Genomic DNA, 24,524 nt, shown 5'->3' with positions numbered 1-24,524 from the left:
TGTTTGGTGGCGCAAAATCAGCGGATATGGGACCCCCTCATCCGCCTGCCGGCACCTTCTCCCCGCTGGGGAGAAGAGACCAAGGCCACCAGCTATGCGTTTTGGTCGAAAGGTTGCGGCAATCTCCCTCTTCTCCCCAGCGGGGAGAAGGTGGCTCGAAGAGCCGGATGAGGGGGTGCGAAGCCAAATCGACACTACAGGTCTCCATGGCGCGTTGACGGATAGAATAGCAACGTCTCGCAGCGATCCACGATCTTTCCTTCAAGCACAGCAAGAATGGTTTCCAGAACCGCCCGGCGTTCTTTCAAGACCTCGTCGTTCCAGAAGCGAATGACCGAATAGCCGTTGTCGTTCAGCCACCCTGTCCTAACCTTATCTGACAGGCTATCGGCATGCTGCGACCCGTCGATTTCGACAACAAGGCGTTTTTCGCGACAAAGGAAGTCCGCGACGTACGGACCAAGAGGTATTTGACGGTTGAATTTATGGCCGTTCAGCACACGGTTTCGAAGGTGTCCCCAGAGACGATATTCGGCATCCGTTTCGTCTTGCCTTAGCCGCAGTGCTTGTGCGGTTTTGCCGGGGAGCCTTTTGGCGATTTCGTTCAGCTCTTGTGACATGCTTGCGCCACCTTCATACCAGGCGCAACGTGTTGCGCCACACTGCCGGGACCTTCTCCCCGCGGGCGAGAACAGACCCAGACGGCTGTGCGATGGTCCTGGTTGCCAATATGCCACAAGCTCGCTCATCTCCCACCTCTCGGGGCCGGATAGGATGGCAATACAGCGCAACGCTTGGCGACCTTTGCCTCAACCACGGCCAAAATGGTTTCAAGCATTGTGCCGCACGCCCTAAGGACGACTGCGTTCCACAAGCGAATAATCCATAGATCAAAAACGCGCCGAGTTGAGGCTGCGCCGAAGAGCCTTGAGGAGGTGATACAGGCTTCGGTACTTCTGATCATGTTTCTGCCCGGCTTCTGGCGACAGGAACGATGAGCATCAAGCTCATCAAGATGGGGGCGGCAAAAATCGTGACTTCAACTAAGCCTTTGAGTGCGTGAGTAGTGACGTCTTCGCCGTATAATTGGGTCGCAGCGTCCCAATTCAGCATCAACGATATCAAAAAGCTGCCGACTCCGAACAAGAGAAGTGTCTGATAGAGAATCGAAACTCCCGCGACTAACCGTCTGATCCGGAGATTTGCTATTCGATGTGGTGCAGCAAGGATCAGCAATGTGGAACTCGCAAGGAGTATGCAGACCAACCACAGAACAAGGGCCACAAAGCCTTCCCAAATCCCCGTTGCCGACGACGTCGCAATCAAGACATTCATGGCAAGCAGTGCAGCATAGATGACTTGAACGGCAATCAGTACGCCGCGGCCAAGCTTCCTGGCCAAGCCACCAGACTTGGGCCCCACGTCTATCGTGGTGCCGTTCGATCCCCCGGTGGTGGACGTGCCAGGCGCCGCGATCTTGGTCACCCCACAATCTCCGCTGTCTCCAGCACGGCATGCAGCAGCACGTCGCAGCCGGCGGCGGCCCAGTCCTTGGAAATCTCTTCCGCCTCATTGTGCGAAAGACCGCCGACGCAGGGGCACATGATCATGGTGGACGGCGCCACCTTGGCGGCCCAGCAGGCATCGTGGCCGGCGCCGGAGATGATGTTCATGTGGCTGTAGCCCAGGCGTTCGGCGGCATCGCGGACCCTGTCGACCAGGACCGGATCGAAGGTCACGGGGTCGAAATGGCCGACCGCTTCCACCGAACAGCCGACACCGAGTGCGGCGCAGATCTCGGCGGCTTTCGCTTCGATCGTGGCGCGCATGCGGTCCAGTTTTTCCTGGGAGGGCGTGCGGATGTCGACGGTGAAAACCACCTTGCCCGGCAGCACGTTGCGGGAGTTGGGCGAGAAGAACACCTGGCCGACGCCGCCGACGGCGCCCGGCTGTTCCGACATGGCCACCTCCTGCACCATCTCCATGATGCGGCTCATGGCGAGCCCGGCATTCACCCGCAGGTTCATCGGCGTCGAGCCGGTATGAGCCTCGCGGCCAATAAGCGTGAATTCCAGCCACCAGAGGCCCTGACAGTGGGTGACGACGCCGATCTGCTTGTTCTCGGCTTCGAGGATCGGGCCCTGCTCGATGTGGTATTCGAAATAGGCATGCATCTTGCGGGCGCCGACCTCTTCGTCGCCCAGCCAGCCGATGCGCTTCAACTCGTCGCCATAGGTCTTGCCCTCGGGATCCTTGCGGCCGTAGGCATAGTCCAGGCTGTGCACACCGGCAAACACGCCGGAGGCCAGCATGGCCGGCGCGAAGCGAGCGCCTTCCTCATTGGCCCAGTTGGTGACAACGATCGGATGCTTGGTCTTGACGCCGAGGTCGTTCATCGAGCGCACCACTTCGAGTGCGGCCAGCACGCCGAGCACGCCGTCATATTTGCCGCCGGTCGGCTGGGTGTCGAGGTGCGAGCCGACATAGACGGGCAGGGCGTCCGGGTCGGTGCCGGGGCGGGTGGCAAACATCGTGCCCATCTTGTCCACGCCCATGGTCATGCCGGCTGCCTCGCACCAGCGCTGGAAGAGATGGCGGCCTTCGCCATCCTCGTCCGTCAGGGTCTGGCGATTGTTGCCGCCTGCGATGCCCGGGCCGATCTTCGCCATCTCCATGAGCGAATCCCAAAGGCGATCGCCGTTTACGCGCATGTTCTCGCCGGGTGCTGCCACCATGTCCAAAAACCTCAACTTCTCTCATAGGGGCCATGCAAGGTGCATGCCCGTTGTTCCCTGGTCGCCATGCCCGGCTTTTTGTTTATCTTTGCCGTGGCATTATCTGCATTGTTGCCTTTCCTCGGGAACTTGCAGATAATTTGACCGATTGGTAAACATTACTATTTCCGCGGCGGCACTCAAGACGAAAAACACGAAAAATCACGACAAAATAGCAGGCATATGCTGCAATTTTGGGCGTTGAATTTGATCGGGAAAAGGGCGTTCCGGCGTCGTTCTTCCGAAGGGAACAAGACGGCGAAAATGGCTATTCCGAGAGCAGCGAGAACACAGCGGCGCACGCGCATCCAGGAGGCGAAGGAGGAGCAGATTCTCGAAGCCGCGCTCGACGTGTTTTCGGTGCGGGGTTTCCGGGGCTCGACCATCGACCAGATCGCCGAGGTGGCCGGCATGTCGAAGCCGAACCTGCTTTATTACTTCCGCACCAAGGAGGCAATGCACCGGGCCCTGATCGAGCGGGTGCTGGAAACCTGGCTGGAACCGCTGAAGGCCTTCAATGCGGATGGCGACCCGCAGGCGGAGTTCAAATCCTATATCCGCCGGAAGCTGGAAATGGCGCGCGACTTTCCGCGCGAAAGCCGGTTGTTTGCCAACGAGGTGTTGCAAGGCGCCCCCCATGTCGAGGACGTGCTGAAGGGGCCGCTGAAGGAACTGGTGGATGAAAAGGCGGAGGTGATCCGCAGCTGGGCGCGGGCGGGCAAGATCCTGCCCTGCGATCCGCATCACCTGATCTTCGCCATCTGGTCGACGACGCAGCATTATGCGGATTTCGACGTGCAGGTGCGATCCGTGCTGGGGCCGGAAAGGGACGACGAGCGGCGTTTCGAAGAGGCCGCACTTTTCCTCGAAGCGCTGTTCGTGCGCGGCATCATTGCCGGCCCAAGACAGCCGGATTGATCAGTCTGGCAGAACAGCCATGATCGCAAGACCGCCGGCGGTCACCAGCGCGCCGAGAAAGACCGGCGCGCTTGCCCAGCCATGCCCGATCATGCCCTCGATGATGATAATGAAGGTCGGGGTGAGGTAGCCGTAGCCCAGGACCTTCGAGGCTGGCAGCCTCAGCGACCCATATTGCAACAGCAGAAAGGTCAGCCCGGTCGCCACGATCGAGAGATAAGCGATGGCGATCCAGATGATTGCGGGCAGGTGCAGGTAATCGATGGCGGGCAGTTGCGGCGCGGCCGGCACCAGCAAGACAAACATGGTGCCGACGGCGGCCCAGAAGGTGAAGAGGAACGGGTTTTCCTGCCTGTTGAACTTGCGGATCAGCGGCACATAGATGGCGTGGCAGATCACGCCGACGAAAAAGATCAGTTCACCCTTGCCGATGTCGAATGAGAGCAGGGCCTGCAGGTCGCCGCGAAAGATCACCCAGATCGCGCCGATGGCGGCAAGGATGAGGCCGGCCAGCACGCCGGGCCGGGTGTATTGCCGCAGCAGAAGCCAGGCGAAACCGGCGCTCAGCAAGGGCATGATGGTGAAGACCGCGCCTGTCGCCACGGGGTTGGTGAAGCGCAGGGCGATGAACAGGGTGAGCATGTAGACGCCCATCAGGAAGCCCAGCACAAGGAAGCGCCAGGGTTGCGCCGGTATGCGCATGGGCATCCGCAGCACGCCGAAGCACAAGATGCCGAGCAGGATCACGCTCACGACATAACGCAGGGCCTGCAGCGGGGCCGGCTGCATATGCTGGGTGGCGAGCGCGCCGATCGAATAGGATCCGGCGATGAAGATCGCAAAAAACAGCATGGCGAGGTGCGCGAGGAATTTCTCGGTGCCCTTGGCGTGGCTGTTGTGTCTGGTCACCTGGGTGGTGGGCTTATTCAATTCATCATGCTCGCACTGATGCCTCAAGAGCATGTCCCGAGATATTGCGGGACAAAGGCATGTGCGAAAACAGGAAACATAAGCACACGTCATAACTCTGGCTGAATGCGTCCGGCCTTAGCACGTTCGCTGGTATCCGACAATGTGACGCGGCTCAGCGCCGATGATCCCTGATGCCGATCCCAAGAGAATGTTTGCAGGTCAGCGCGGCGCCTTTTATAGGTTCCCCAAATTTTTTGGTCGGGCCTTTCCATCTGGCTTTCCAACACGGGAGTGACGTTTGCATGGGGATCGAATTTACCGATAGTGACAAGAGCACCAGTGCCGTGCTTGCCGATGTCATCGCCTCGATCGGCAACAACGAACACGTGACCTTGAGAACGATTCTCACGCAGATGGGCGAGAATGGCCTGCTTCTGCTATGCGCTCTGCTGTCTCTGCCGTTCCTGTTTCCGGTCTCCATTCCCGGCGTCTCGACCGTGTTCGGGGCGGGCATCGTGCTGATCGGTATTGCCATCATGATGAACAGCCTGCCTTGGCTTCCGGCGCGCATTGCCGACCGAAAGCTGGAAAGCCGCAAACTCGTGCCGGTGCTTGAGCGTGGCCTTGCCATTGTCACGCGGGTCAATCGCTATCTGCGTCCGCGGATGCTGGGCCTGACTGGCAGCGTCCTGATGAACCGGTTCAACGGCTTCGTCTTGACCGGCGCCGGTCTGCTGTTGATGGCACCGCTTGGCTTCGTGCCCTTCTCGAACACCTTGCCCGGCGTGGCCATTCTCCTCATGTCTGTCGGCATCTCGCAGCGCGACGGCGCGGTGGTCGCAGGTGGCTACGTGATGGTGGTGCTGACGATCGTCTATATGGCCGTGCTGGCTTTTCTCGCCGTCAGCGCCGGGCAGACCCTCTACGAGCTTGGGAACTGATCGTCGTCTGGCCGTTCTGGCGCGGGTCATGGCGCAGGGCAAACTCCAGGAAGTCTTCCGCCGCCATCGGTCTGGCCAGCGCATAGCCCTGAAGGGTGTGGCAACCGAGGTCCCGCAGGATCTCGGCGTGCTCCATGGTTTCTACGCCCTCGGCAACGATCTCGATCCCCAGCGAACGACCGATGTCGACGATGGACGTGATCAGCCGGCGCTGCGGTTCGGATTTCAGGATCGGCATGGTCAATTGGCGGTCGATCTTGAGGCGACGCGGGGACAGTTTCAGCAGGCTGAGGATCGAGGCATAGCCCGTGCCGAAATCGTCGATTTCGATATCGATGCCATAGCTCTTGATGCGTTCTATGCCAGCCGTGACGGCTTCGTCCTTGTCGTCGAAGGAGATCGATTCCAGAAGCTCGAAAGACAGGCTGCCGGGCTTTATGGCCAGATCTCGCAGGTGTTTTTCCAGTGTGTCGTCGAATAGTCGCTGTGCTGAGATGTTCACGGAGACGCGTGGGATCGCAAGGTCGTTGGCATTCCACCGCGCCAGCTGGAACAGCGCCTGATCGAGCATGGCCGCATCGATCTGCTGGACGACATTCAACCCTTCGGCGATTTTCAGGAAGGCGTCCGGACCAACGAGCCCCTTTTCGGGATGCCGCCAGCGGGCCAGCGCCTCGACGCCATTGATCTCCAGTGTCTTCGCATCAAACTGGGGCTGGAAATACGCAACGAAATCATTCTGTTCCAGCGACCTAAGAATATCGTCTGCCGTACGCTTGGTGTTGACGGTCGCCGATCTCAGGGTGTCGGTAAAGTATTCGACACGATTGCGGCCATGGCGCTTGGCTTCGTAGAGCGCGATATCGGCATTCACCAGCAATTGCTCTGCCGGTTGGCTTGCCTGGGACCGGGAGGCGATACCGATTGATGCGCCTACGCGGCATTCGTGGCCATTGTAGATGATCGGGGTATTCAGCGCCTCGATCAGCCTTCGGGCAAGTTCTGCAGCGCCGGCCTCGTCGGTCATTTCCTTGCAGACGACCACGAATTCGTCGCCGCCGATGCGCGCGGCGAAATCGCCCTTGCGAATGTTTTCGCGCAGCTTGTCGGCCGTGTGTTTGAGGATTTCGTCGCCAGCCCCATGACCCAGGGTATCGTTGATATCCTTGAAGCGGTCCAGGTCGATATGCAGCAGCGTCAGAATGCTGAACTTGCCCTTCATCGCATTGAGGTCAGCCAGATACTGATCGAGATATCGCCGGTTCGCCAGGCCCGTCAGGGCGTCATGGAGCGAGTTGAACTCCATGTGGCGCCGGGCTTCCTCCAGTTCGCGATTGTGAATTTCCGCCTGGATCTTGGCATCGCGCAGTGCCTGCTGAAGCTTGATGTCGCTCGTGACGTTCCAGTTGACCCCGACGATTTTCTTGCGGAAGCGCGCGTCGCGATAGATCGTGCCGAAGGCCCGCATATGCCGGATTTCGCCTGAAGGCCAGCAGATGCGGAAATCGGTCGAATAATCCGTGCCGTTCTTGATTGCGTAACCGAAGTCACGGATGGCGGCCTCCGCATCCTCGGGATGCAGCGAGGCGCGCCATGTTTCGAAATCGCATTCATCCAGCTTGGGATCCATGCCGTATAGCTGTTTCATACGGTTGTCCCAGATCAGCTGACCGCTGGCGATGTCCATTTCCCATACGCCGATCTTCGATGCCTCCAGCGCGATCTCCAGCCGGTGGGAGATCGCACGCAACTCGTCTTCCCGCTGGCGAAGCACGGCGACATTGCCCTGACGCTCGCGCAGCAACCGCGCCACGGACAGGACCGGCGCGATGATCATCACCGCCACGGCAAGCATTTGCAGCCGGAAGATCCACAGGTCGGGGGCGGACTGATGCCAGCCGCCTTTCGGTACGGCTTCCATCCGCCAGGTTTCGGGCGCCAGCTCGATGTCGGTGCGGATCGGATCATCTGCCGTTGCCCGGAGGTCGCCATAGATCGGCTGCGCGGGGCGTGTCTCCGTTGCGGGCTTTGAAATGGAGATGTCTATGGGCAGGTTGGCGGTGAGACCGCTATCCGCATAGAGCTTTTCCAGGTCGATGACGCCGCTCAGCAGGCCCCAAAACTTGGTCTCACCCTCGCTGGACTGGATGATCGGATACTGCACGATCAGGCCCTGGCCGCCATTTGCAAGCGCAACAGGACCGACGACGGCCAGTTGACCGGTGTCCATCACCCGCTTTATGGCCTCGGCGCGCTCAGGCGTGGAGTTCAGGTTGCGGCCGATGAACTGCTTGTTGCGTTCATAGGGATAGACGAATTGTACGACCATATCGGGCGCAGCGGCGATGTTTCGAAGCTGCTGGCTGTTTTCCGCGACGCGGCTGGAGAGCTCGGCAAACCGGTCCTGGGTGAGGTTCTTTTCCGTCGATAGAACCGCTACAAGGCCTTGCAGCAATTGAATATTCTGATTCAGATTGCCTTCCAGCTTCGTCCGGAGCAGACCCAGTTGCTCTGACACCTGCGATGTCAGGTTTTCCCGGTAGATCTGGCGTTTCTGCTGCTCGGCATAGAGAATGGAAAGGGCGACGGCTATGACGACGATCACGGCTGGAATGTAGAATTGCGCCGTCGCGCGTGCGGAAGTCCAGTTGAATTGCTTCTTCCCGTAACCAGCCATTTATCCCACAATCCTGATTGTGCACAACCTGCCTTGGCAACCCAAATCCGCGCAATGAGCCGCGATTGATGCACTGAACCACTGAAGATTCCCTGAATCGAATGTCCGAATGGTTGTATTGCCGTGGCTGAAAACGAGACACAGGCGATGTTGGGCAGGGCCGCGTTCCGTATTGCGGAGGCTCAAGTACACATCAGCAAAACGAATGGCCCCTTTCGGGGCCATTGCAAGTTCAGGAAATGGAGGCGCGAGGTTACTCCGCAGCCTGGCGAGCCATCGGATTGTTCGGGTGGGTCGTCCAGTTGGCGTAGTTCGGATCGACGGGCTTGCCGGTGCGCTGATCGAGAACGCCGGGCTCAAGGCCGACCATGGTGATGCAGTTCTCCACGGGACAGACATTGACGCAGAGATTGCAGCCGACGCATTCGTCTTCCATGACCTCAAACTTCCTGACGCCATCGATGAACTGGGTGATTGCCTGGTGCGAGGTATCCTCGCAGGCGATGTGACAGCGGCCGCACTTGATACAGGCATCCTGGTCGATGCGCGCCTTGGCGATGTAGTTGAGGTTGAGATACTGCCAGTCGGTGACATTCGGCACGGCGCGACCGGTGATGTCGTCCAGGGTGCGATGACCCTTGGCATCCATCCAGTCGTTGAGGCCCGTAATCATTTCCTGCACGATCTTGAAGCCGTAGGTCATGGCCGCTGTGCAGACCTGCACATTGACGGCGCCCAGCACCAGGAATTCGGCCGCATCGCGCCACGTCGTCACGCCGCCGATGCCGGAGATCGGCAGGCCAGAGGTTTCCGGATCGCGGGCGATCTCGGCCACCATGTTGAGCGCGATCGGCTTGACGGCCGGGCCGCAATAGCCGCCATGGGTGCCCTTGCCGCCGACCGTCGGGTTGGGGGCGAAGTTGTCGAGATCGACCGATACGATGGAGTTGATGGTGTTGATCAGCGAAACGGCATCGGTTCCACCCGCCTTGGCAGCGCGGGCGGGCTTGCGGATGTCGGTGATATTGGGCGTCAGCTTGGTGATGACCGGCATCCGCGAATACTGCTTGCACCAGCGCACGACCATTTCGATATATTCCGGCACCTGCCCGACCGCGGCGCCCATGCCACGTTCGGACATGCCGTGGGGACAGCCGAAGTTCAGTTCAATGCCGTCGGCGCCGGTCTCTTCGACCAGAGGCAGGATCGCCTTCCAGGCGTTTTCCTCGCAGGGCACCATGATCGAGGCGATCAGGGCCCGGTCCGGCCAGTTCTTCTTGACCATCTTCATTTCCTGCAGGTTGATCTGCAGGGGACGGTCGGTGATCAGTTCGATGTTGTTCAAGCCCAGGAGACGGCGGTCAGCGCCCCAGATTGCGCCATAGCGCGGCCCGTTGACGTTGACGACCGGCGGGCCTTCCTCGCCGAGCGTCTTCCAGACCACGCCGCCCCAGCCCGCCTTGAAGGCGCGCTCGACATTGTAGGCCTTGTCTGTCGGCGGCGCCGAGGCCAGCCAGAATGGGTTCGGTGACTTGATGCCGACGAAATTATTGCGAAGATCAGCCATGGTTACATCCTCTCGAAGCGTTGCATCAGGCGACTGCGGTCACGCCCGCCATGGACATGGCGAGAGAGCGATTGATGGATTCGGCTGCGTCGCGGCCCATGGCAACGGCAGACACGGTCAGATCCTGGCCGCCGAAGGCGCAGTCGCCGCCGGCCCAGACACCTGGTACCGAGGTGCGGCCTTCCGCATCCACGGCGATCTTGCTGCCTTCGGTCTTCAGGCCTTCGATGCCGTAGCCGTCGAGCTTCTGGCCGATGGCCACCAGGATCTGGTCCGCCTTGATCTCGGTGGTATGGCCCGTGCCCTTCATCAACCCGTTTTCCAGATGGGTGTATTCGAATGTGATGGCTGAGCAATGGCCGTGATGGTGCGCGACTTCTTTCGGCTGCAGCCAGTGGCGGATATGCACGCCCTTGGACGCCGCCAGATCCTGCTCGAATTCCGAGGCGTTCATGTGTTCCTTGCCGCGCCGGTAGCAGATCGTGACATTTTCCGCACCGAGCAGCTTGGCTTGCACGCCGGCATCAATGGCCGTCATGCCACCGCCGATCACCACGACATCGCGGCCGACGGGCACGTCCGCCTTGGAATCGGCCTGGCGTAGCTGCGCGATGAATTCGACAGCGTCGATCACGCCATTGGTATGGGCGCCCGGAATGTTCAAGGCATTGACGTTGCCGAGACCCGTTCCGATGAAGACGGCGTCGAATTTCTGCTGGAGTTCGGCGATGGTGAAATCACGGCCGAGCATCTGTCCGTCGAGAACATCGATATTGCCGAGCGAGAGGATGTAGTCGACCTCCTTCTGGGCAAAGTCATTGGGGGTCTTGTAGGCAGCGATGCCGTATTCGTTGAGACCGCCGGCCTTCACGCGATTTTCGAAGATGGTGACGCGGTGGCCATGTAGCGCCAGCCGATGGGCGGCCGAAAGGCCCGCCGGGCCAGCGCCGACGACGGCAACCGTCTTACCCGTGGCCGCGGCCGGGGTGTAGAACTGTCGGCCCTGCTCGATTGCGATGTCGGTGGCATAGCGTTGCAGGCGGCCGATCTCGACGGGGCGCTCTTCTGCGGTGTTGCGCACGCAGGCTTCTTCGCAGAGCTGTTCGGTGGGACAGACGCGGGCGCACATGCCACCCAGGATATTCTGGTCGAAGATCGTCTTGGCCGAGCCCAGCGGATTGCCCGTCTGGATCTGGCGGATGAACATGGGAATGTCGATCGAGGTGGGACAGGCCGTCATGCACGGTGCGTCATGACAGAAGTAACAGCGATCGGAAGCCACCAGCGCCTCGTGATCACCAAGGCGGGGATGCAGGTCGGAGAAATTCTTTACATAATCGGCAGCGTCAAGCCGTCCGGCCTTCAGGCCAGGTTCCAGTCGTCGCATCGAAGTTCCCTCTTTTTATGGTGCGATTGAGGGTCATGGTAGCGCAGAAAAAAAATTTATCAAACGGTAAAATATTTGGATTCCGCGTGTCGAGAATTGCTCAAAAAGCCGGCAAAACAGGGATTCTTCTGATGCTTTATTCGGCAGCTACTCGACACCTGCAGGGGTCATCCGTGCCCGTTCGCGCTCCCGATAGGCGCGTGGCGAGAGGCCGGCATGGTGGGCGAAGAAGCGGCTGAAATAGGCGGCATCCTCGAAGCCGAGCCGGTTGGCGATCTGCTGGATCGCGTGGGTGGTGAACACCAGCTCGCGCTTGGCCTCCGAGACCAGCCGATCGGCGATCAGTCGCGTGACCGGGCGCCCCGTCAGCTGTCGTGTCAGCCGGTTCAGGTGAGTCGCCGACATGCCCAGTCGGCGCGCGTAAAAGTCGATCGGTTCGTGGTTGCGGCAGTTCAGGTCGATCAGCCGCATCAACTGTTGAAGTCGGGCGTGATCGCGCCCTTCGCCACCTGTCGCGATCTCTGAGCCGCTCAGCCGGAAGATCAACAGCAGGGCGGTGGCCAGCAGGTTCTCCACCAGGGGCGCCTGCGCGCCGGTGGCGTGGCCGAGTTCTGCCTCGAGCCGATCCAGCGTCTGGCCGATATAGCCGCTGTCGGCCGCGTCGGGATCAAGCGTGACGGTGCGCGGACGCGCGAGCCATTCGGCAAAGCCGCCCTGGGCCGGCAGGCTGGCCGGAAGGCGCTTGGACATCACGGTCATCACCGCCCCGTCGATATCGTGGCTGAAGCGGAAGCCGTGCTCGTGTCCTTCCGGAACCACGATGGCTGAGGGGGAGGGGACATCGCGCCAACGGCCCGCAATCAGCGCCTGGGCTTCACCTGATCGCAGGTGCAGAATCTGAAACAAGGCATCGTGCCGATGGGGCTTGATCTCCCAGTCGTTGAGGCTGCTTCTGCTGGCGATCGTCTCCGAATGGCCCCAGAATTCGGAGATTTCACCGGCCTGCTCTCCATAAAGCGCGTAAGTCGGGATGCGCCGCAACATGGCCGTCTCCGGTTGCAATGTTCGAAATGTCCAAGAACTTGCCCGATTACTCCATTGTCGGCAAGGGCGCGGGGCTTATCATTGCGCAAGAATTCAGGGAGGAGTTTCATGCGCACACAAGTCGTCATCATCGGCTCCGGTCCATCCGGTTTGCTGCTCGGTCAATTGTTGACCGATGCCGGCATCGACAATCTCATAATCGACCGCGTCGACCGGGATTACATCCTCGGTCGCATCCGTGCCGGCGTGCTGGAGGCCGGCATGGTGGGGCTGCTAGACCGGGTCGGTGCCGGAAAGCGCATGCATGAGCAGGGATTGGTGCATGACGGGTTCGATTTGTCCTTTTCCGGTCGGCGCCACCGCATTCACCTGAAGGCACTGACGGGCACTTCTGTCATGGTCTATGGCCAGACCGAACTGACCCGCGACCTGATGGATCATCGGGTGGAGACGGGTGGGCGGACCATCTACAACGCCCAGAACGTCACACCGCATGATTTCGACGGCTCCAATCCCTACGTCACCTATGAGCGCGATGGCGTGACCCATCGGGTGGATTGCGATTATATTGCCGGCTGCGATGGTTATCACGGTGCAAGCCGGGCGGCGGTCGCGGACAAAGGACTTCAGACCTATGAGAAGGTTTATCCCTTCGGCTGGCTCGGTATCCTCTCTGATGTCCCGCCCGTGCATCACGAACTCATCTACGCCAACCATGCCAGGGGCTTTGCGCTCTGTTCGCAGCGCTCGCCGACACGCAGCCGCTACTATGTGCAGGTGCCGTTGAGCGATAAGGTCGAGCAATGGTCCGATGATGCCTTCTGGGACGAGTTGCGGCGCAGGTTGCCCGATGACGTGGCGCAGGCCATGGTCACCGGCCCCTCGATCGAGAAATCGATCGCGCCGTTGCGGTCCTTCGTGGCCGAGCCGCTGCGTTTCGGCCGGTTGTTCCTGGTCGGCGATGCCGGCCATATCGTGCCGCCCACCGGCGCCAAGGGCCTCAATCTCGCAGCCTCCGACGTGTTTTACTTGTTCGAAGGGTTGCGCGAATGCTATGCAGACAAATCGGATGCCGGCATCGACGCCTATTCGGCGCGGGCTCTGGCGCGTATCTGGAAGGCCGAGCGCTTCTCCTGGTCGATGACCATGCTGATGCATCGCTTCCCCGACGAGGGCGAGTTTGGCCAGAAGATCCAGGAGGCGGAACTCGCCTATCTCTCCTCCTCCGAGGCGGCGCAGCGCTCCATGGCGGAGAACTATATCGGGCTTCCCTATTGATGGATTTCTGAACTCTCGACCGGTGGCGGATCAATGTCCGCTGCCGGTCGAATTTAAGGTGACAATTTTCCTCAAGTATATACTTGTCTTTAATACTCATGTTTTGTAGTGTCCGTCTCCTGAGGCGACCGGAATCGATCCGTGCGTCACCGAAGGGAGTTGGACTGAGATGGCGAAAAAGAAGAAGCGCGGCGACCAGAAGCCCTTGTCGGCAGAGGCGACGCCGGCAGCGCAGGACCGGCGCGATGTGCGCAGCTTCCTCTATGTTGGCGGACGCGACTGCCAGGTGGCCCATCTTCGCCAGATCGCCAGCAATTTCGGCGCGGAACTCATTCACCACGATGGGGGTTTGAGAGAGGCGGTCTCCCGCATCGATACCGTGCTGCCCTCGGTCGACTGCGTCTTCTGCCCCATCGACTGTATCAGCCATGATGCGTGTCTGCGGGTGAAGAGCGGCTGCAAGAAATTCGGCAAGACCTTCATTCCGCTGCGCAATGGCAGCAAATCCAGTCTGGAGCGGGCGCTTCAGACAATGACGGAAAGGAATGAGAATTCATGAGCGAGTTCGACACCGGCATGCTGATCGGCCTGCACAAGCTTGCGGCTCAGAACGGCGACGGTCTTATCCCCGAGCTTCTGGAGCGCCTTCAGGACCTGGCCGAACGCGAGCGCGACAGCGCCGAGATCGTGGCACTTCCCGGCCTGCACGAGCGCAAGGTTTCGCGCAGCCAGCATCTCGCCAATGGTCTGCGTGGTCATGGCGATGCGGCCGCCGACAACGTGGTCGCCTTTCCAGCACCCCGATGGCAGCAGAATGCCGTGCGCAACGGTAAGGTCTGATACAGTCCGCGCAAGATGCCGAGACACCGCTGCGCTCCGATAGCGCAGCAGGTCTTGTTTCCGATGGCAGAAATCCTAGCTGCGTTGCCGCATGACGTATTTGCGTGTGAAGCGGTCGCTGCGCCACCAACCGGTGCCGCGCTGCAGAGGCGCGCCGTCTTTGTCGAACAAATCGATGTGCTGGATCAGAACGGGCTTGCCGGCTTCAATGCCCAGGCGATTGGCCAGAGCCTCATCGGCAAGCCCGGCCTCGATTTCCTCGCTCGCCTGCCCAACGTCGATTGCGAGGTGGTTCACCAAAAGGTTGACCAATGTGTGCGACCGCAAATCTTCACGAGAAAGCCTGATGCCCAGGCTCGGCTGAAGATAGTTTTCTGCATAGAGAACAGGCAGTCCGTCCTGGGATCTGACGGCCCGCAACCGATAGACCGGTTCGCTTGTTTTTAGGAAAATCCCGGCCTCCAGCGTGGGCTTGACCAGACCCCAGCTGATAATCTCGGTCTGTACCTCGTTTCCCAGTTGCACCAGATCGCTTATCGATCGCATTTCCCAGGCTTTGCCCTTGGAGCGTTCGGTGACGAAAGAGCCCTTGCCGGGAAAGCGCTCCACCAGGCCCTCATTTGCCAGTAGCGCGAGCGCTTGTCGGATTGTGATGCGGCTTACGCCGTAGCGTTCGCCAAACTCTGCTTCCGTCGGCAGCCGCTCTCCTGGTCGCAGCTTGCCCTCGATAATGTCGCGCGACAGCCTTTCGGCCAATTGCCGGTAGATCGGTCCGCCCTCGGCGGCAAGCTCCGTCTCGGACGAAGAAGCCGATGAAGCGCCTACATTTTCGTTGTGAAATCCTGATGCCATGGACGCTAAGTGCGCAGATTTTCCGCATGCCGGCAAGGGCAGGATTCCCCCATGCGGGAGGATAAAGGTCGCCTTGACTTTGTTATAACAAAATTCGATCATGTTATGACAAATTGATTATAGCAACGGGAGATGGGACATGGCAGACCTGAGGAATAGGGTGTTTCTGGTGACGGGGGCGACCCACAGCATCGGCGAATACATTGCACGGGGTCTTCATGCTGCCGGCGCGGCGGTGATGATCACCGGCATCGAAGATGACAAGGGCAGGGCGGTCGCCGAGACACTTGGTGCGCGCGCGACCTACAGGCATCTCGATATCCGCTCGGATGAGGAGATCGATGCGCGGCTGGCGGAAACCGTTTCGGTCTTCGGCCGCCTCGACGGCATCGTCAACTGCGCCTGTTCCTACCTGGACAATGGCATTGCGACCGCACGAGCCGACTGGCTGGCGGCGCTGGATGTCAACGTCGTGGGCGCCGCCATCCTGACGCAGAAGGCGGTGGCCTATCTGCCGAAACCGGGTGGGGTGGTCGTCAATATCGGCAGCGTTGCCGGCAAGTTCGGCAACGGTTTCCGCGGTCCCTATTCCGTCGGCAAGGCCGGGCTGATGCATTTCACCCGCCTGGCGGCAGTGGCGCTCGGGCCGCAGGGAATCCGGGTCGTCACGGTCTCGCCCGGCTGGACCTGGTCGCCGCCGATGGAGGGCATGACCGCCAACAATCGCGACTTGGCGGACCGGGCCGGCGCCGACGTCACGCCGCTTGGCCGCGTCGGACGCATGGAAGAGGTGGCGAACGTCGTGGCCTTTGCATGCTCGGACGAAGCGTCGTGGGTCAATGGCTGCGACCTGCCAGTGGATGGCGGATTTTCCATGATGGGTCCGGACCAGGGTCTTGGTCCGCGGCACTGGTGCAATCAGCATGCAGGCGAATTTGCCGTCGATGCGGGCCAACCCAATCCGAAGTGACGGTCCTCAATCCCGGTGCGGCGGCAACATCGCACCGGCGCCGGCTGTCAGCCAGCCCAGCATCATCAGGATGCCGCCGCTCGGTGCGGCCATGGGAAACAGTCCCGTGCCGAGAAACTGTTTCAGCGCGAGATCGCCGGCGAAGAACAGCGTGCCGGCCGCCATCAGCAGGCCGGCCGGCGTGGCCGTGCGGATGACGGTGTGCCCGACATAGAGCGCCAGCATGGCCGGTGCATGGGCGAGGCACATGGCAGAGGCGGGGCCGAGCAGGACGCCGCCCATATGGGTGGCGAGTGCCGCGAACGCCACCCCGCAGGTGCCGATCAGGCCGGCGAGCAACAGAATGAGACGGCGAAAGCGATCAAGAGCGCGCATGTCGGGCTCATTCCTTGTTTTGCATGTGCAGGGCGAGCCTCTCAACCGGATCGCGGATGATCTCGCGCAGCTTGGGATTGGCGATGGTGTCGTCCATGGCCCTGTTGAAGCACAGCAGCCATTCGTCCCGCTCCACCGGTCCGATCTCGGCGACGAAATGCCGGCGGCGCAACATCGGGTGGCCGCGCTTCTCGATATAGAGCGAGGGGCCGCCGAGATAGCCGGAAAGATATTCGTAGAGCTTCTCCTCGCTGCCGGAGAGGTCTTCCGGGTGAATGGCGCGGCAACGCGCGGCCTCCGGCAGGGTGTCCATCAATTCGTAGAAACGATGCGCCAGGGCACGCACCGTCGCATCGCCGCCAATAGCTTCATAAAGGGTGATTGTTTCTTCGCTCACGCGGACTGCCTTTGTGTTTGTCCCCTTTTGCCGCGTGCCACCGAAAAGGGCAAGCGGCAGCCCCGCCATGCGGCAATCGAACGCGATCATGGTCGCTGCGTGGTGCGTTCAGATGAGGCCGGCAATAGGGTTGCCGAAACCTGTGGCGAGGGCGCGGTTCACACCGCTCAGGCGGTTTTTCAACTGGGCCGCGGACTGATGCGCCCCGGCATCCTCGCGCGGCAACAGGTATGGGGTTTTCAGATGGTCGGGAAACAGATGGCCTGTGCGAGTGGAGTATGCGCTGGCAAAGCCCGCCTCGCGCACAAAGCCGGCTTCGCGCGCGCCGCAGGCGCCCGCCGATCCGTAAGGGTAGGCGAAATGGCGTACCGTTTTCTGCAGCAGGTTTTCGAGCCAGGCCTTGTTGTCGGCGATATCCCGCCGGGCGGTGTCGTCGTCCAGCCTGGAGAGAAAGCGGTGGGTGGTCGTGTGGCCGCCGATGGTGACGAGCGGATGGGCGGCAAAGGCCCGCAACTCCGTCTCGTCCATCGCAACCTCGGCCACCAGTTGTGGAAGTGACAGCCCATAACGAGCGAATGTCGCCTTCAGGGCCTCGGCCCGGTCAAGATCGGTGCCGATCCAGGTTGTGACGTGACGCAAAGCTGCGTTGCGGCTCGGCCCATCGCCGCACACCAAACGCTGGCCCATGGCCTCGATATCCACGGCCTCGTTCTGGAGGAAGAGCGCGCGCAGCCCCAGCCACCAGGCATAGATCTCCCGCGTCACCATGCCGGTCGGGGTAAACAGGGTCATCGGCGCGCCGAACTCTTCCAGGATGGGCAGCGCCAGGATTCGGTTGTCGCGATAGGCGTCATCAAAAGTGAGTACGACGAAATCCCTGGCCTCGGGATCCGCGAGGCGCGCGAGAGCCTCATCGGGTGTCACGAAATCGCGCCGCTGCGCCCTCATCGCGGCCAGGGCACGGCGCAACTGGCCAGGGCTGCATCCCATGCGCAGTCCCGCTTCCACGTCCTCGTGGATCTCATGGAACATCAGCGCGATGCCACGACCGCGATAGCGCGCGCCTACCACCTTTCCAGCGCCTGTCGCGGCCAGCAGTTCGTGCGTACCCGTTGCCAGCTTGACCTTGAGCGCGCCGCCGATCCTTTTCGGTATCTCCTGCGGGTGGGTCGCCAATTCGCGGGCAAAGCGCCTGATGTTATTGACGAGATAGGACACGAATCAGGCTCCTGGCCTATAGGGGCTGCCCGCATCGGCCACGGGCTTTCGTGACACGATCTACGAGCATTTTCGGTGCTGAGACTGAATAGCCGACTGCACAGCTTTGGCCCAGTTTACCATTTGCAGTAGTTTTCGAGACTAACCGTTACACTTTTGTTAATTTGCAGGCCGCACATTCGTTTTTCATCATACCGTTGATGGGGACAGGGAATGTCGCATCTACGGAAACACGTGCATGATGGGCGGGCCGCTTGAGCATGACCATAGAACCGACGGTATCGGCCGTCATTCCCACCTTCAATACGCGCGACTGCGTGAAGGCTGCGATCGACAGCGCGCTGAATCAGCAGGGCGTGAGCGTCGAGGTGATCGTCGTCGATGATGCCTCGAAAGACGGGACGGCCGATTTCGTGGCGCAGACCTATGCGACGGACGGGCGGGTGAAGGTGCTTCGGCGCGCGCAGAATGGCGGTCCATCCGCGGCTCGCAATATCGGCTTTCGCGCCGCCTCGGGCACCTGGATCGGTCTGCTGGATGCCGACGATGTGTGGCAGCCGGGGCGTCTCGCCAAGCTGCTCGACCATGCGCATGAAGCCGATTTCATTGCCGACAACATCATGGGTTATGACGTGGTAGCGCGGGCCTTTACCGGGCCGATCTACAAGGGCCTCAGCGACCGCCCCTTGCACCTCATCGATTTCATCCTGCCCAGCGCTGCCGACCGCCATGACTTCGGCTATCTGCAACCGCTGTTGCGTCGCAGCTTCTTGACCCAGCACGGCATCGCCTATCGCGAGGACGTGCGGGTGGGCGAAGACCTGATCTTCAACCTCGACATCCTTTCCCGCGGCGGCCGGGCCTATTACGTGGACGATCCGCTTTATGTCTATGCCATGCCTGTCGGGCAGATCAGCCGCGCGGCATCGCCCTATTCCCGCAGCACCGCCGATACCCAGCCGCTGAAGGCAGCGTTGACCGAGCTGTGGCAGGGCATCGAGAACCGGCTGTCCCCGGCGGAGAACGAAGCGTTTGCGCAGAGGCTGCAGTCCCTGACCCGCGAGGCCGCTATCGCCGCCTTTCATCGCGCACGGGCAAAATCCGACTACCTGGAGATGGCCCGGCTGTTTGCAACCAGGCCCGCGGTGCGGGAAAAGATCGGCGCCCGCCTCAAGGCATCGTGGCTCGGCAGCGGTGCCTGACGGCCCGCCTATTGCGGGTCGTTGATCCATTCGTTGGTGAAGATCAGGCTGGCCACCGATATGGTTCTGTCCTGATCGTCCCGCACCGTCAGTGTGACGACGAGCCGGTCGGAGCCGGTGATTTCTTCATTGGCGATGTCCAGCAACGTGCGTGTTATTTCCCGGGCGACAGCCTCGCGGCTGGGCATCTCTTGCCCCTCATCGTCAGTCGTCGGGCCTTCGCCGTTGTGCAGATCGAAGTAGTATCGGCTCATTTGGATGTCTATTTTCTTGTTAGACGCCCGCAACGGGCTTTTGTTCCCGCAATGGTCGCATGCTATGCAGGGTCCTTGAGCGGCGTGAGGGCATTCAAAATTGATCGAACCACTTCTCCTAAATCTCGGCGCCCGTGATGTGATTTCACCCGACGAGGAACAGGCCTTGCGGGCCGCCATCGTGCGGCAGCGCAAGTTTGCGACGGAGGAAGACCTGGTCGTGGAGGGCGAGCGGCCCAATTCCAGCACCCTGATTCTATCCGGTTTCGCGGCGCGCTACCGGGTCTTGGAGGACGGCAAGCGACAGATCACGGCGCTTCACGTCGCCGGTGATTTTGTCGACCTGCATGCCTTTCCATTGAAGACCATGGACCACAGCGTGGTCGCGCTCTCAACCTGTCAGGTCGCCTATGCCGATCATGCCGATATCAGGGCTCTCACGGAGACACGGCCGCATCTGACGCGCCTGCTCTGGCTCTCCACCGTCATCGACGGGGCCATTCATCGGGAATGGATCGTCGCTATGGGTCGGCGCAGCAAAAAGGCGCATCTCGCCCACCTCATCTGCGAACTCTACATGCGGCTCAGCGTGGTGCGGTTGGTCACCGACCAGAGCTTCTACTTCCCGCTGTCACAAGCCGTCGTCGCCGATGCGCTGGGTCTCTCGGTCGTGCATGTCAACAAAACCTTGCAGAAACTGAGAAGCGACAATGTCGTCACCTGGACCGACCGCACCATAACCGTGCTGAACTGGGAGAAACTGACCGAGATCGCCCAGTTCGATCCCACCTATCTGCATCTCTCCATGGAGCCGCGATAGGGGCAGCCAGCGGCCGGCTCTCCGCTCAATGGGACAGCAGAACCGGCAGGCGCAGATCTGCAAACACGCCAAGCGTCGCGCCGCCCAGCACGAAATCCCGAACGCGGGAATGCCCAAAACCGCCCATCACGAGGAGGTTTGCACCCGCCTCGATTGCTGTCTCCTGCAGGGCGCCGGAGATCGTCCGGCCTGACAGCGAGCACTCTCGGTAATCGGCATCTATCCCCTGCTTCTGCAGATGGGTCACCAGCGTGCCGGCCAGATCCTTGCGGTCCAACGGCTTTTCATCCACCACGGTGAGGACCGTCAATCTGGTTTCGTCGCTGAGCCAGGGCATCACGTCGGACAGCGCCCTTGCGGCCACCCGGCTGCCATCCCATGCAATTGTGACATGGTTGAGCGGCTCGCTCTTGGCCCCGGGCGGGACGATGATCGCCGGGCGACCGGATTCAAAAACGACCGTTTGCGCGACCTGCTGCACCGACGTGGCACCCTTGGCCCACGGCAAAAGGGAGAGATCGAAATACCTCGCCTCCCTTGCAGCGGCAAAACCCGGATAGCCGGATTGCGGCTGGATGCTGAATTCGGCTTCCACCAAACCTTCCACGCGCCCGACGACCAGTTCCTGGATGCGCCTGCAATCATGCGCGCTCCGGACCTCCACTGTCCGGATCATGTCGGGTATGTCGATCAGCAAATCTCCAAGCGGAGAGGCGATATGCGGAACATCCACGGAAAAGGCGGTGACATGCAGCCGGCAGGGCAGGGCACGCGCAAAGTCGATCGCCGCCAGCACGGCATCGTCAGGAACCACATCTGGATAGGTGACGACAGGCACGTAGCAGACACGAGTACGAGACATGATGATTTCCTCCCAAGCTGTATGAGCCTGGCACGCACATGGCGGAACATGTTTCAGGTTGCTGCCACGGATTGGCGTGCGACGCTCAAGGCTATCAAACCACAAGCGAGGCGTTGGAGGCTTGAGCCAGATCAAGATCGACGCAGTTAGCGATCGGCCGCATTTTCAAAAATAAGTTATTTTTTACCTACTGGCGCGCCGCGCCGGGTGAAGACGAGAACTATATCAACGCTATAGCCCTCCGTTAAGCGTGGTTCGAATTCTCCCGCGTCACCGCAGTAGGTCACCTCCTCGGCAAGGCACGAGGAAGAGGACCAAGATGGTTACGGGACGCGGAACCCAGAAATAGCGACTTAACGCCTTGCGTTAAGTCGCGTTGACGACATCGCGCGACTCAGCTATGATCTGCCCAATGGAGATCGAGTTCGCAGACCAGCAGTTAGCCCTGATTGAAACGGAACGTGCAGCAGACACGAGGCTGCCGGTTGCCGTTATTCAATCTGCCCGGCAGCGGTTGAGCATAATCCGAGCCGCCCCTGATGTTCGCACCATGCAGAACTGGAGGAGTCTTGGCCTAAGAGCGCGAGCGGCGGGTTCTCCAGAGCATTTGGTTGTTTTGGCCCCTCAGTGGGCGATGGTCTTACGGATTGAGGAAAAGAATAGTGCTATGACAGTGATCGTAAGGGCGATGGAAGAGCAAACAAGGGGTGCGGCATAATGGCCAGCACTAACGCCGTCCCTATTGATCCACCTGGAGTCTTCATAAAACTCGAACTGGAGGTTCGTGGCTGGTCGCAGCGCGATCTCGCTTTCATTCTCGGGCAGACCGAACAACAGTTGAATCCGTTGCTGTCAGGAAAGCGGGCTATCACGCCTGACATGGCGCGGCTGCTTGGCGACGCCTTCGATGCATCTCCTCAGTTCTTTCTGAACCTCCAAGGTCAGTATGATTTACAGAATGCGAAGGAACCCGATCCGGCCGTAAAAACTAGGGCAGAACTCCAAACCCTGTATCCTGTACGCGACATGATCCGCCGAGGTTGGATTCAGGATGGTGAATCCTCATTGCTTCAACTTCAGATGGACCGATTTTTCGAAGTCGCCACCGATAAGGGGCCGAATGCGATCGCCTTTGCTGCCAAAAGAACGCATTATGACGAAACTCCGCCTCATCAGTTGGCTTGGGTGTTTCGGGTTCGGCAGCTCGCGAGCAATATTCCCGTGCGTGCGTTTTCGCCCGACAAGCTTCGTGACGCGCTCCCAAAGCTCCGGTCTTTAATGGTAGATCCCGAAGCCGTCGGAACTGTGCCGGCTTTGCTCGCGGAATGCGGCGTAAGATTTGTCGTTGTAGAGACTCTGCCCAACGCGAAGATCGACGGCGTGTGTACTTGGCTCGACGACCAATCTCCAGTGATAGGAATGTCAACTTTGTATGATCGTCTTGATAATTTCTGGTTTGTTCTGCGGCACGAGATCGAACATGTCCTTGAAGGGCATGGAAAATGCTCAATTGGTATGGTGGACCATCTCTCAGGTGATAATTCGTCTGATGAGAATAGTGACAGCGATGAAGAGCGCGTTGCAAATACGGCCGCTGCCGATTTCTGTGTTCCGAAAAAGAAGATGGATTCCTTTTATGCTCGGAAGCATCCGTATTTCTCGGAACGGGACGTGATCGGATTTGCCTCGCTGATGGGCGTCCACCCAGGGATTGTGGTCGGACAGCTCCAGAAGCGGATGAAGAGGTATGATTACCTCCGCAAATATCAGGTGCCGGTGAGGCGTTACGTGGTGAATTCGGCGGTAACGGATGGCTGGGGCCATGTTGCCGAAGCGCATCTCTAGATTTCAATGATGGTGATGAATGGCAAAGTTTTCTGAGCAAATGCAGGCGATTTTCGATCGCTACACCGAGGAGGTGGATTCATCTCCGGTATCGCTCGACAACGTTGCTGCGTGGGCAATCGAACAGGGGCTCTACCGCCCACAACCGCGCGACGTGGTAAAGCTCTGCCGTGAGGCGCTGGCCGAAAGCCTGCGGCAGGAGAAGCGGATCGACGCTCAGGGCAGGAAGTACAGAGCTAAACACTCTGTCCGAACCAATGTCGGTGGCGTTCAATTGAGCCTGTGGGCAGACATCGACAACGCACCGCGCTCGTTCATGGAAAAGTCTTTTAGTCAGCGTCGTAAGGCCATTGCGGACGACTGCTTCCAGGTTAAGCAGGATGTAGATCACTTCAACGATGAAAACCCCACTGAATTGCCCATTCAGATAGTGCTCGATTTCACTGACGACGTTGCCGAAATGGAAGCCGCCGCACGTTACGACAGCGATGATGACGAAGCCGCGTGATCGCCCGTTCTAAATAGTCTGAGAGTTGGCGATAAGGCCGCCAATTCAAGTCATGGAGAATGTTTGGATACCTATCGTTGCCAGCGGCTCTGACAGTGTAGCGATCTTGCTTCTTACGCCCGTACGAGACCAGTAGGTGAAATCTACGCGTTGTTTCGCGCGCGTTAAGGCGAGGAAGAAGCCTTCTGTGGCCTCACAATTGACGCCGTGCGCCACACCCTTCGCACCAAGCTCAATAACATTGAGAAGAATGTCGGCCGCGAAGGACTGCTAACGCTGCGGTCCCGCATGGCCTATATCCAGCGCTCGACGGAAAACCTGTTTCCGACCACGATCTATACGGCAGACGGCAAGACCTTCGATGCGGAGGTTGAACATCCCGTCACCAAGCGGCCGTTCAAACCCGAGATCACCAGTATTCTCGACGTCGCGACCCGCCGTTGTGTCGGCTTCTCGATCGCGCTGAAGGAAAACGTCATCTCGGTGACGGAGGCTCTGCGCAACTCCTGCTGCTACTATAGCATCCCCGCGATTTTCTACACCGATCGTGGTCCCGGTTACAAAAACAAGACCTTCGACGGCGATGTAAACGGCCTGATGGGCCGGCTTTCCATCACCAAGATGCACGCCCTGCCTTACAATTCCCAGGCAAAGGGCATCATCGAACGGTTCAACGGCACGGTCTGGAACCCGCTTGCCCGGAAGCTGCCGACCTATCTCGGCGCCGAGATGGACAAGGAAGCGGCGAAGGCCGTCCACAAGAAGACGCGGTGCGACATCAAGGAATTATACCAACGAGCAATGACGCCGACTCGTGATGGGATTCCCAAATCAGAGGAATTCTGACTCATTATGCCAAACGGAGGTTTGGCATGACGAAGGC

Annotated in this window: 25 protein-coding genes; 11 read left to right on the top strand and 14 right to left on the bottom strand. The window is 60.0% G+C overall.

Annotation, left to right across the window (positions count from 1 at the left end; all coding sequences use genetic code 11):
- Positions 1–194: 194 nt before the first annotated feature.
- From B9A97_RS00130 to B9A97_RS00120, 3 genes are all read right to left on the bottom strand, one after another.
- Entirely contained in the window at positions 195–620 is a 426-nt protein-coding gene (locus B9A97_RS00130; protein WP_084362963.1) for an endonuclease domain-containing protein, read from the bottom strand.
- A gap of 340 nt (positions 621–960) precedes the next feature.
- Positions 961–1,485, bottom strand: a complete 525-nt coding sequence (locus B9A97_RS00125) for a hypothetical protein (protein ID WP_084362962.1) — start codon at positions 1,483–1,485, stop codon at positions 961–963.
- Positions 1,482–2,735 (bottom strand): Zn-dependent hydrolase, encoded by a 1,254-nt coding sequence (locus tag B9A97_RS00120; RefSeq protein ID WP_084362961.1) that lies wholly within the window; start codon positions 2,733–2,735, stop codon positions 1,482–1,484. Before B9A97_RS00120 ends, B9A97_RS00125 begins: the two co-directional genes overlap by 4 nt.
- A 303-nt stretch (positions 2,736–3,038) precedes the next feature.
- Between B9A97_RS00120 and B9A97_RS00115 the strand changes: the two genes are divergently transcribed.
- Positions 3,039–3,692: a TetR family transcriptional regulator C-terminal domain-containing protein gene (locus B9A97_RS00115; RefSeq protein WP_084362960.1), complete on the top strand. Its 654-nt coding sequence runs from the start codon at positions 3,039–3,041 to the stop codon at positions 3,690–3,692.
- Here B9A97_RS00115 and B9A97_RS00110 read toward each other — a convergent pair whose 3' ends face one another.
- Positions 3,693–4,622: a DMT family transporter gene (locus tag B9A97_RS00110; protein WP_244564068.1), complete on the bottom strand. Its 930-nt coding sequence runs from the start codon at positions 4,620–4,622 to the stop codon at positions 3,693–3,695.
- 284 nt (positions 4,623–4,906) lie between these two features.
- On the opposite strand from B9A97_RS00110, the gene B9A97_RS00105 reads away from it, so the two are divergent.
- Complete coding sequence (locus tag B9A97_RS00105) at positions 4,907–5,545, top strand: exopolysaccharide biosynthesis protein (protein WP_084362959.1); 639 nt, start codon at positions 4,907–4,909, stop codon at positions 5,543–5,545.
- On the opposite strand, the gene B9A97_RS00100 is transcribed toward B9A97_RS00105, so the two are convergent.
- From B9A97_RS00100 to B9A97_RS00085, 4 genes are all read right to left on the bottom strand, one after another.
- Positions 5,508–8,222 (bottom strand): bifunctional diguanylate cyclase/phosphodiesterase, encoded by a 2,715-nt coding sequence (locus B9A97_RS00100; protein ID WP_084362958.1) that lies wholly within the window; start codon positions 8,220–8,222, stop codon positions 5,508–5,510. The genes B9A97_RS00105 and B9A97_RS00100 overlap by 38 nt on opposite strands.
- Positions 8,223–8,475: 253 nt before the next feature.
- Positions 8,476–9,789, bottom strand: a complete 1,314-nt coding sequence (gene preA, locus B9A97_RS00095) for an NAD-dependent dihydropyrimidine dehydrogenase subunit PreA (protein WP_084362957.1) — start codon at positions 9,787–9,789, stop codon at positions 8,476–8,478.
- A gap of 25 nt (positions 9,790–9,814) precedes the next feature.
- A complete protein-coding gene (locus tag B9A97_RS00090) occupies positions 9,815–11,176 on the bottom strand; it encodes an NAD(P)-dependent oxidoreductase (protein WP_084362956.1) in 1,362 nt (453 codons plus the stop codon).
- Positions 11,177–11,323: 147 nt separating this feature from the next.
- On the bottom strand, positions 11,324–12,220 hold the full coding sequence (locus tag B9A97_RS00085) for a helix-turn-helix domain-containing protein (RefSeq protein WP_084362955.1): 897 nt from the start codon (positions 12,218–12,220) through the stop codon (positions 11,324–11,326).
- Between the two features lie 108 nt (positions 12,221–12,328).
- Here B9A97_RS00085 and pobA point away from each other — a divergent pair, with 108 nt between their 5' ends.
- From pobA to B9A97_RS00070, 3 genes are all read left to right on the top strand, one after another.
- Positions 12,329–13,498: a 4-hydroxybenzoate 3-monooxygenase gene (pobA, locus tag B9A97_RS00080; protein WP_084362954.1), complete on the top strand. Its 1,170-nt coding sequence runs from the start codon at positions 12,329–12,331 to the stop codon at positions 13,496–13,498.
- A 169-nt stretch (positions 13,499–13,667) separates the two neighbouring features.
- On the top strand, positions 13,668–14,057 hold the full coding sequence (locus tag B9A97_RS00075; RefSeq protein ID WP_084362953.1) for a DUF2325 domain-containing protein: 390 nt from the start codon (positions 13,668–13,670) through the stop codon (positions 14,055–14,057).
- The gene (locus tag B9A97_RS00070) at positions 14,054–14,338 is read left to right on the top strand and encodes a hypothetical protein (protein ID WP_084362952.1); all 285 of its coding nucleotides are present in this window, start codon (positions 14,054–14,056) and stop codon (positions 14,336–14,338) included. The genes B9A97_RS00075 and B9A97_RS00070 overlap by 4 nt, the downstream gene beginning before the upstream one ends.
- 75 nt (positions 14,339–14,413) lie before the next feature.
- On the opposite strand, the gene B9A97_RS00065 is transcribed toward B9A97_RS00070, so the two are convergent.
- Positions 14,414–15,292: a GntR family transcriptional regulator gene (locus tag B9A97_RS00065; protein ID WP_084362951.1), complete on the bottom strand. Its 879-nt coding sequence runs from the start codon at positions 15,290–15,292 to the stop codon at positions 14,414–14,416.
- 37 nt (positions 15,293–15,329) lie between these two features.
- Here B9A97_RS00065 and B9A97_RS00060 point away from each other — a divergent pair, with 37 nt between their 5' ends.
- Positions 15,330–16,160 carry an SDR family oxidoreductase gene (locus tag B9A97_RS00060; RefSeq protein WP_084362950.1) on the top strand — a complete coding sequence of 277 codons (831 nt, stop codon included), beginning with the start codon at positions 15,330–15,332 and terminating at the stop codon, positions 16,158–16,160.
- 6 nt (positions 16,161–16,166) lie between these two features.
- On the opposite strand, the gene B9A97_RS00055 is transcribed toward B9A97_RS00060, so the two are convergent.
- The 3 genes from B9A97_RS00055 to B9A97_RS00045 all read right to left on the bottom strand — a co-directional run bounded on the left by B9A97_RS00055 (position 16,167) and on the right by B9A97_RS00045 (position 18,150).
- Positions 16,167–16,535 (bottom strand): DUF423 domain-containing protein, encoded by a 369-nt coding sequence (locus B9A97_RS00055; protein WP_084362949.1) that lies wholly within the window; start codon positions 16,533–16,535, stop codon positions 16,167–16,169.
- Positions 16,536–16,542: 7 nt separating this feature from the next.
- Positions 16,543–16,932: a group II truncated hemoglobin gene (locus tag B9A97_RS00050; RefSeq protein ID WP_084363448.1), complete on the bottom strand. Its 390-nt coding sequence runs from the start codon at positions 16,930–16,932 to the stop codon at positions 16,543–16,545.
- A 108-nt stretch (positions 16,933–17,040) separates the two neighbouring features.
- Positions 17,041–18,150: a polysaccharide deacetylase family protein gene (locus B9A97_RS00045; protein ID WP_084362948.1), complete on the bottom strand. Its 1,110-nt coding sequence runs from the start codon at positions 18,148–18,150 to the stop codon at positions 17,041–17,043.
- Positions 18,151–18,410: 260 nt separating this feature from the next.
- On the opposite strand from B9A97_RS00045, the gene B9A97_RS00040 reads away from it, so the two are divergent.
- Positions 18,411–19,352 (top strand): glycosyltransferase family 2 protein, encoded by a 942-nt coding sequence (locus tag B9A97_RS00040; protein WP_084362947.1) that lies wholly within the window; start codon positions 18,411–18,413, stop codon positions 19,350–19,352.
- 8 nt (positions 19,353–19,360) lie between these two features.
- Here B9A97_RS00040 and B9A97_RS00035 read toward each other — a convergent pair whose 3' ends face one another.
- A complete protein-coding gene (locus tag B9A97_RS00035; RefSeq protein WP_084362946.1) occupies positions 19,361–19,606 on the bottom strand; it encodes a DUF6894 family protein in 246 nt (81 codons plus the stop codon).
- Positions 19,607–19,706: 100 nt separating this feature from the next.
- Here B9A97_RS00035 and B9A97_RS00030 point away from each other — a divergent pair, with 100 nt between their 5' ends.
- The gene (locus B9A97_RS00030; protein WP_084362945.1) at positions 19,707–20,426 is read left to right on the top strand and encodes a Crp/Fnr family transcriptional regulator; all 720 of its coding nucleotides are present in this window, start codon (positions 19,707–19,709) and stop codon (positions 20,424–20,426) included.
- Positions 20,427–20,451: 25 nt separating this feature from the next.
- Here B9A97_RS00030 and B9A97_RS00025 read toward each other — a convergent pair whose 3' ends face one another.
- Positions 20,452–21,288 carry a universal stress protein gene (locus B9A97_RS00025; protein WP_244564067.1) on the bottom strand — a complete coding sequence of 279 codons (837 nt, stop codon included), beginning with the start codon at positions 21,286–21,288 and terminating at the stop codon, positions 20,452–20,454.
- A gap of 717 nt (positions 21,289–22,005) precedes the next feature.
- On the opposite strand from B9A97_RS00025, the gene B9A97_RS00015 reads away from it, so the two are divergent.
- From B9A97_RS00015 to B9A97_RS00005, 3 genes are all read left to right on the top strand, one after another.
- A complete protein-coding gene (locus B9A97_RS00015) occupies positions 22,006–23,133 on the top strand; it encodes a HigA family addiction module antitoxin (RefSeq protein WP_084362943.1) in 1,128 nt (375 codons plus the stop codon).
- Between the two features lie 19 nt (positions 23,134–23,152).
- Positions 23,153–23,641 carry a hypothetical protein gene (locus B9A97_RS00010; protein ID WP_084362942.1) on the top strand — a complete coding sequence of 163 codons (489 nt, stop codon included), beginning with the start codon at positions 23,153–23,155 and terminating at the stop codon, positions 23,639–23,641.
- Positions 23,642–23,848: 207 nt separating this feature from the next.
- Positions 23,849–24,487, top strand: coding sequence for a hypothetical protein (locus tag B9A97_RS00005; protein ID WP_244564066.1), 639 nt, complete (start codon positions 23,849–23,851; stop codon positions 24,485–24,487).
- The last annotated feature ends 37 nt before the right edge of the window (positions 24,488–24,524 follow it).

It is taken from the genome of Rhizobium sp. RU36D, from assembly GCF_900176345.1.
Taxonomy (GTDB): Bacteria; Pseudomonadota; Alphaproteobacteria; order Rhizobiales; family Rhizobiaceae; genus Allorhizobium.
Note: the sequence above shows the minus strand (reverse complement) of the source record. Positions and strands in the feature narration are given on the sequence as shown.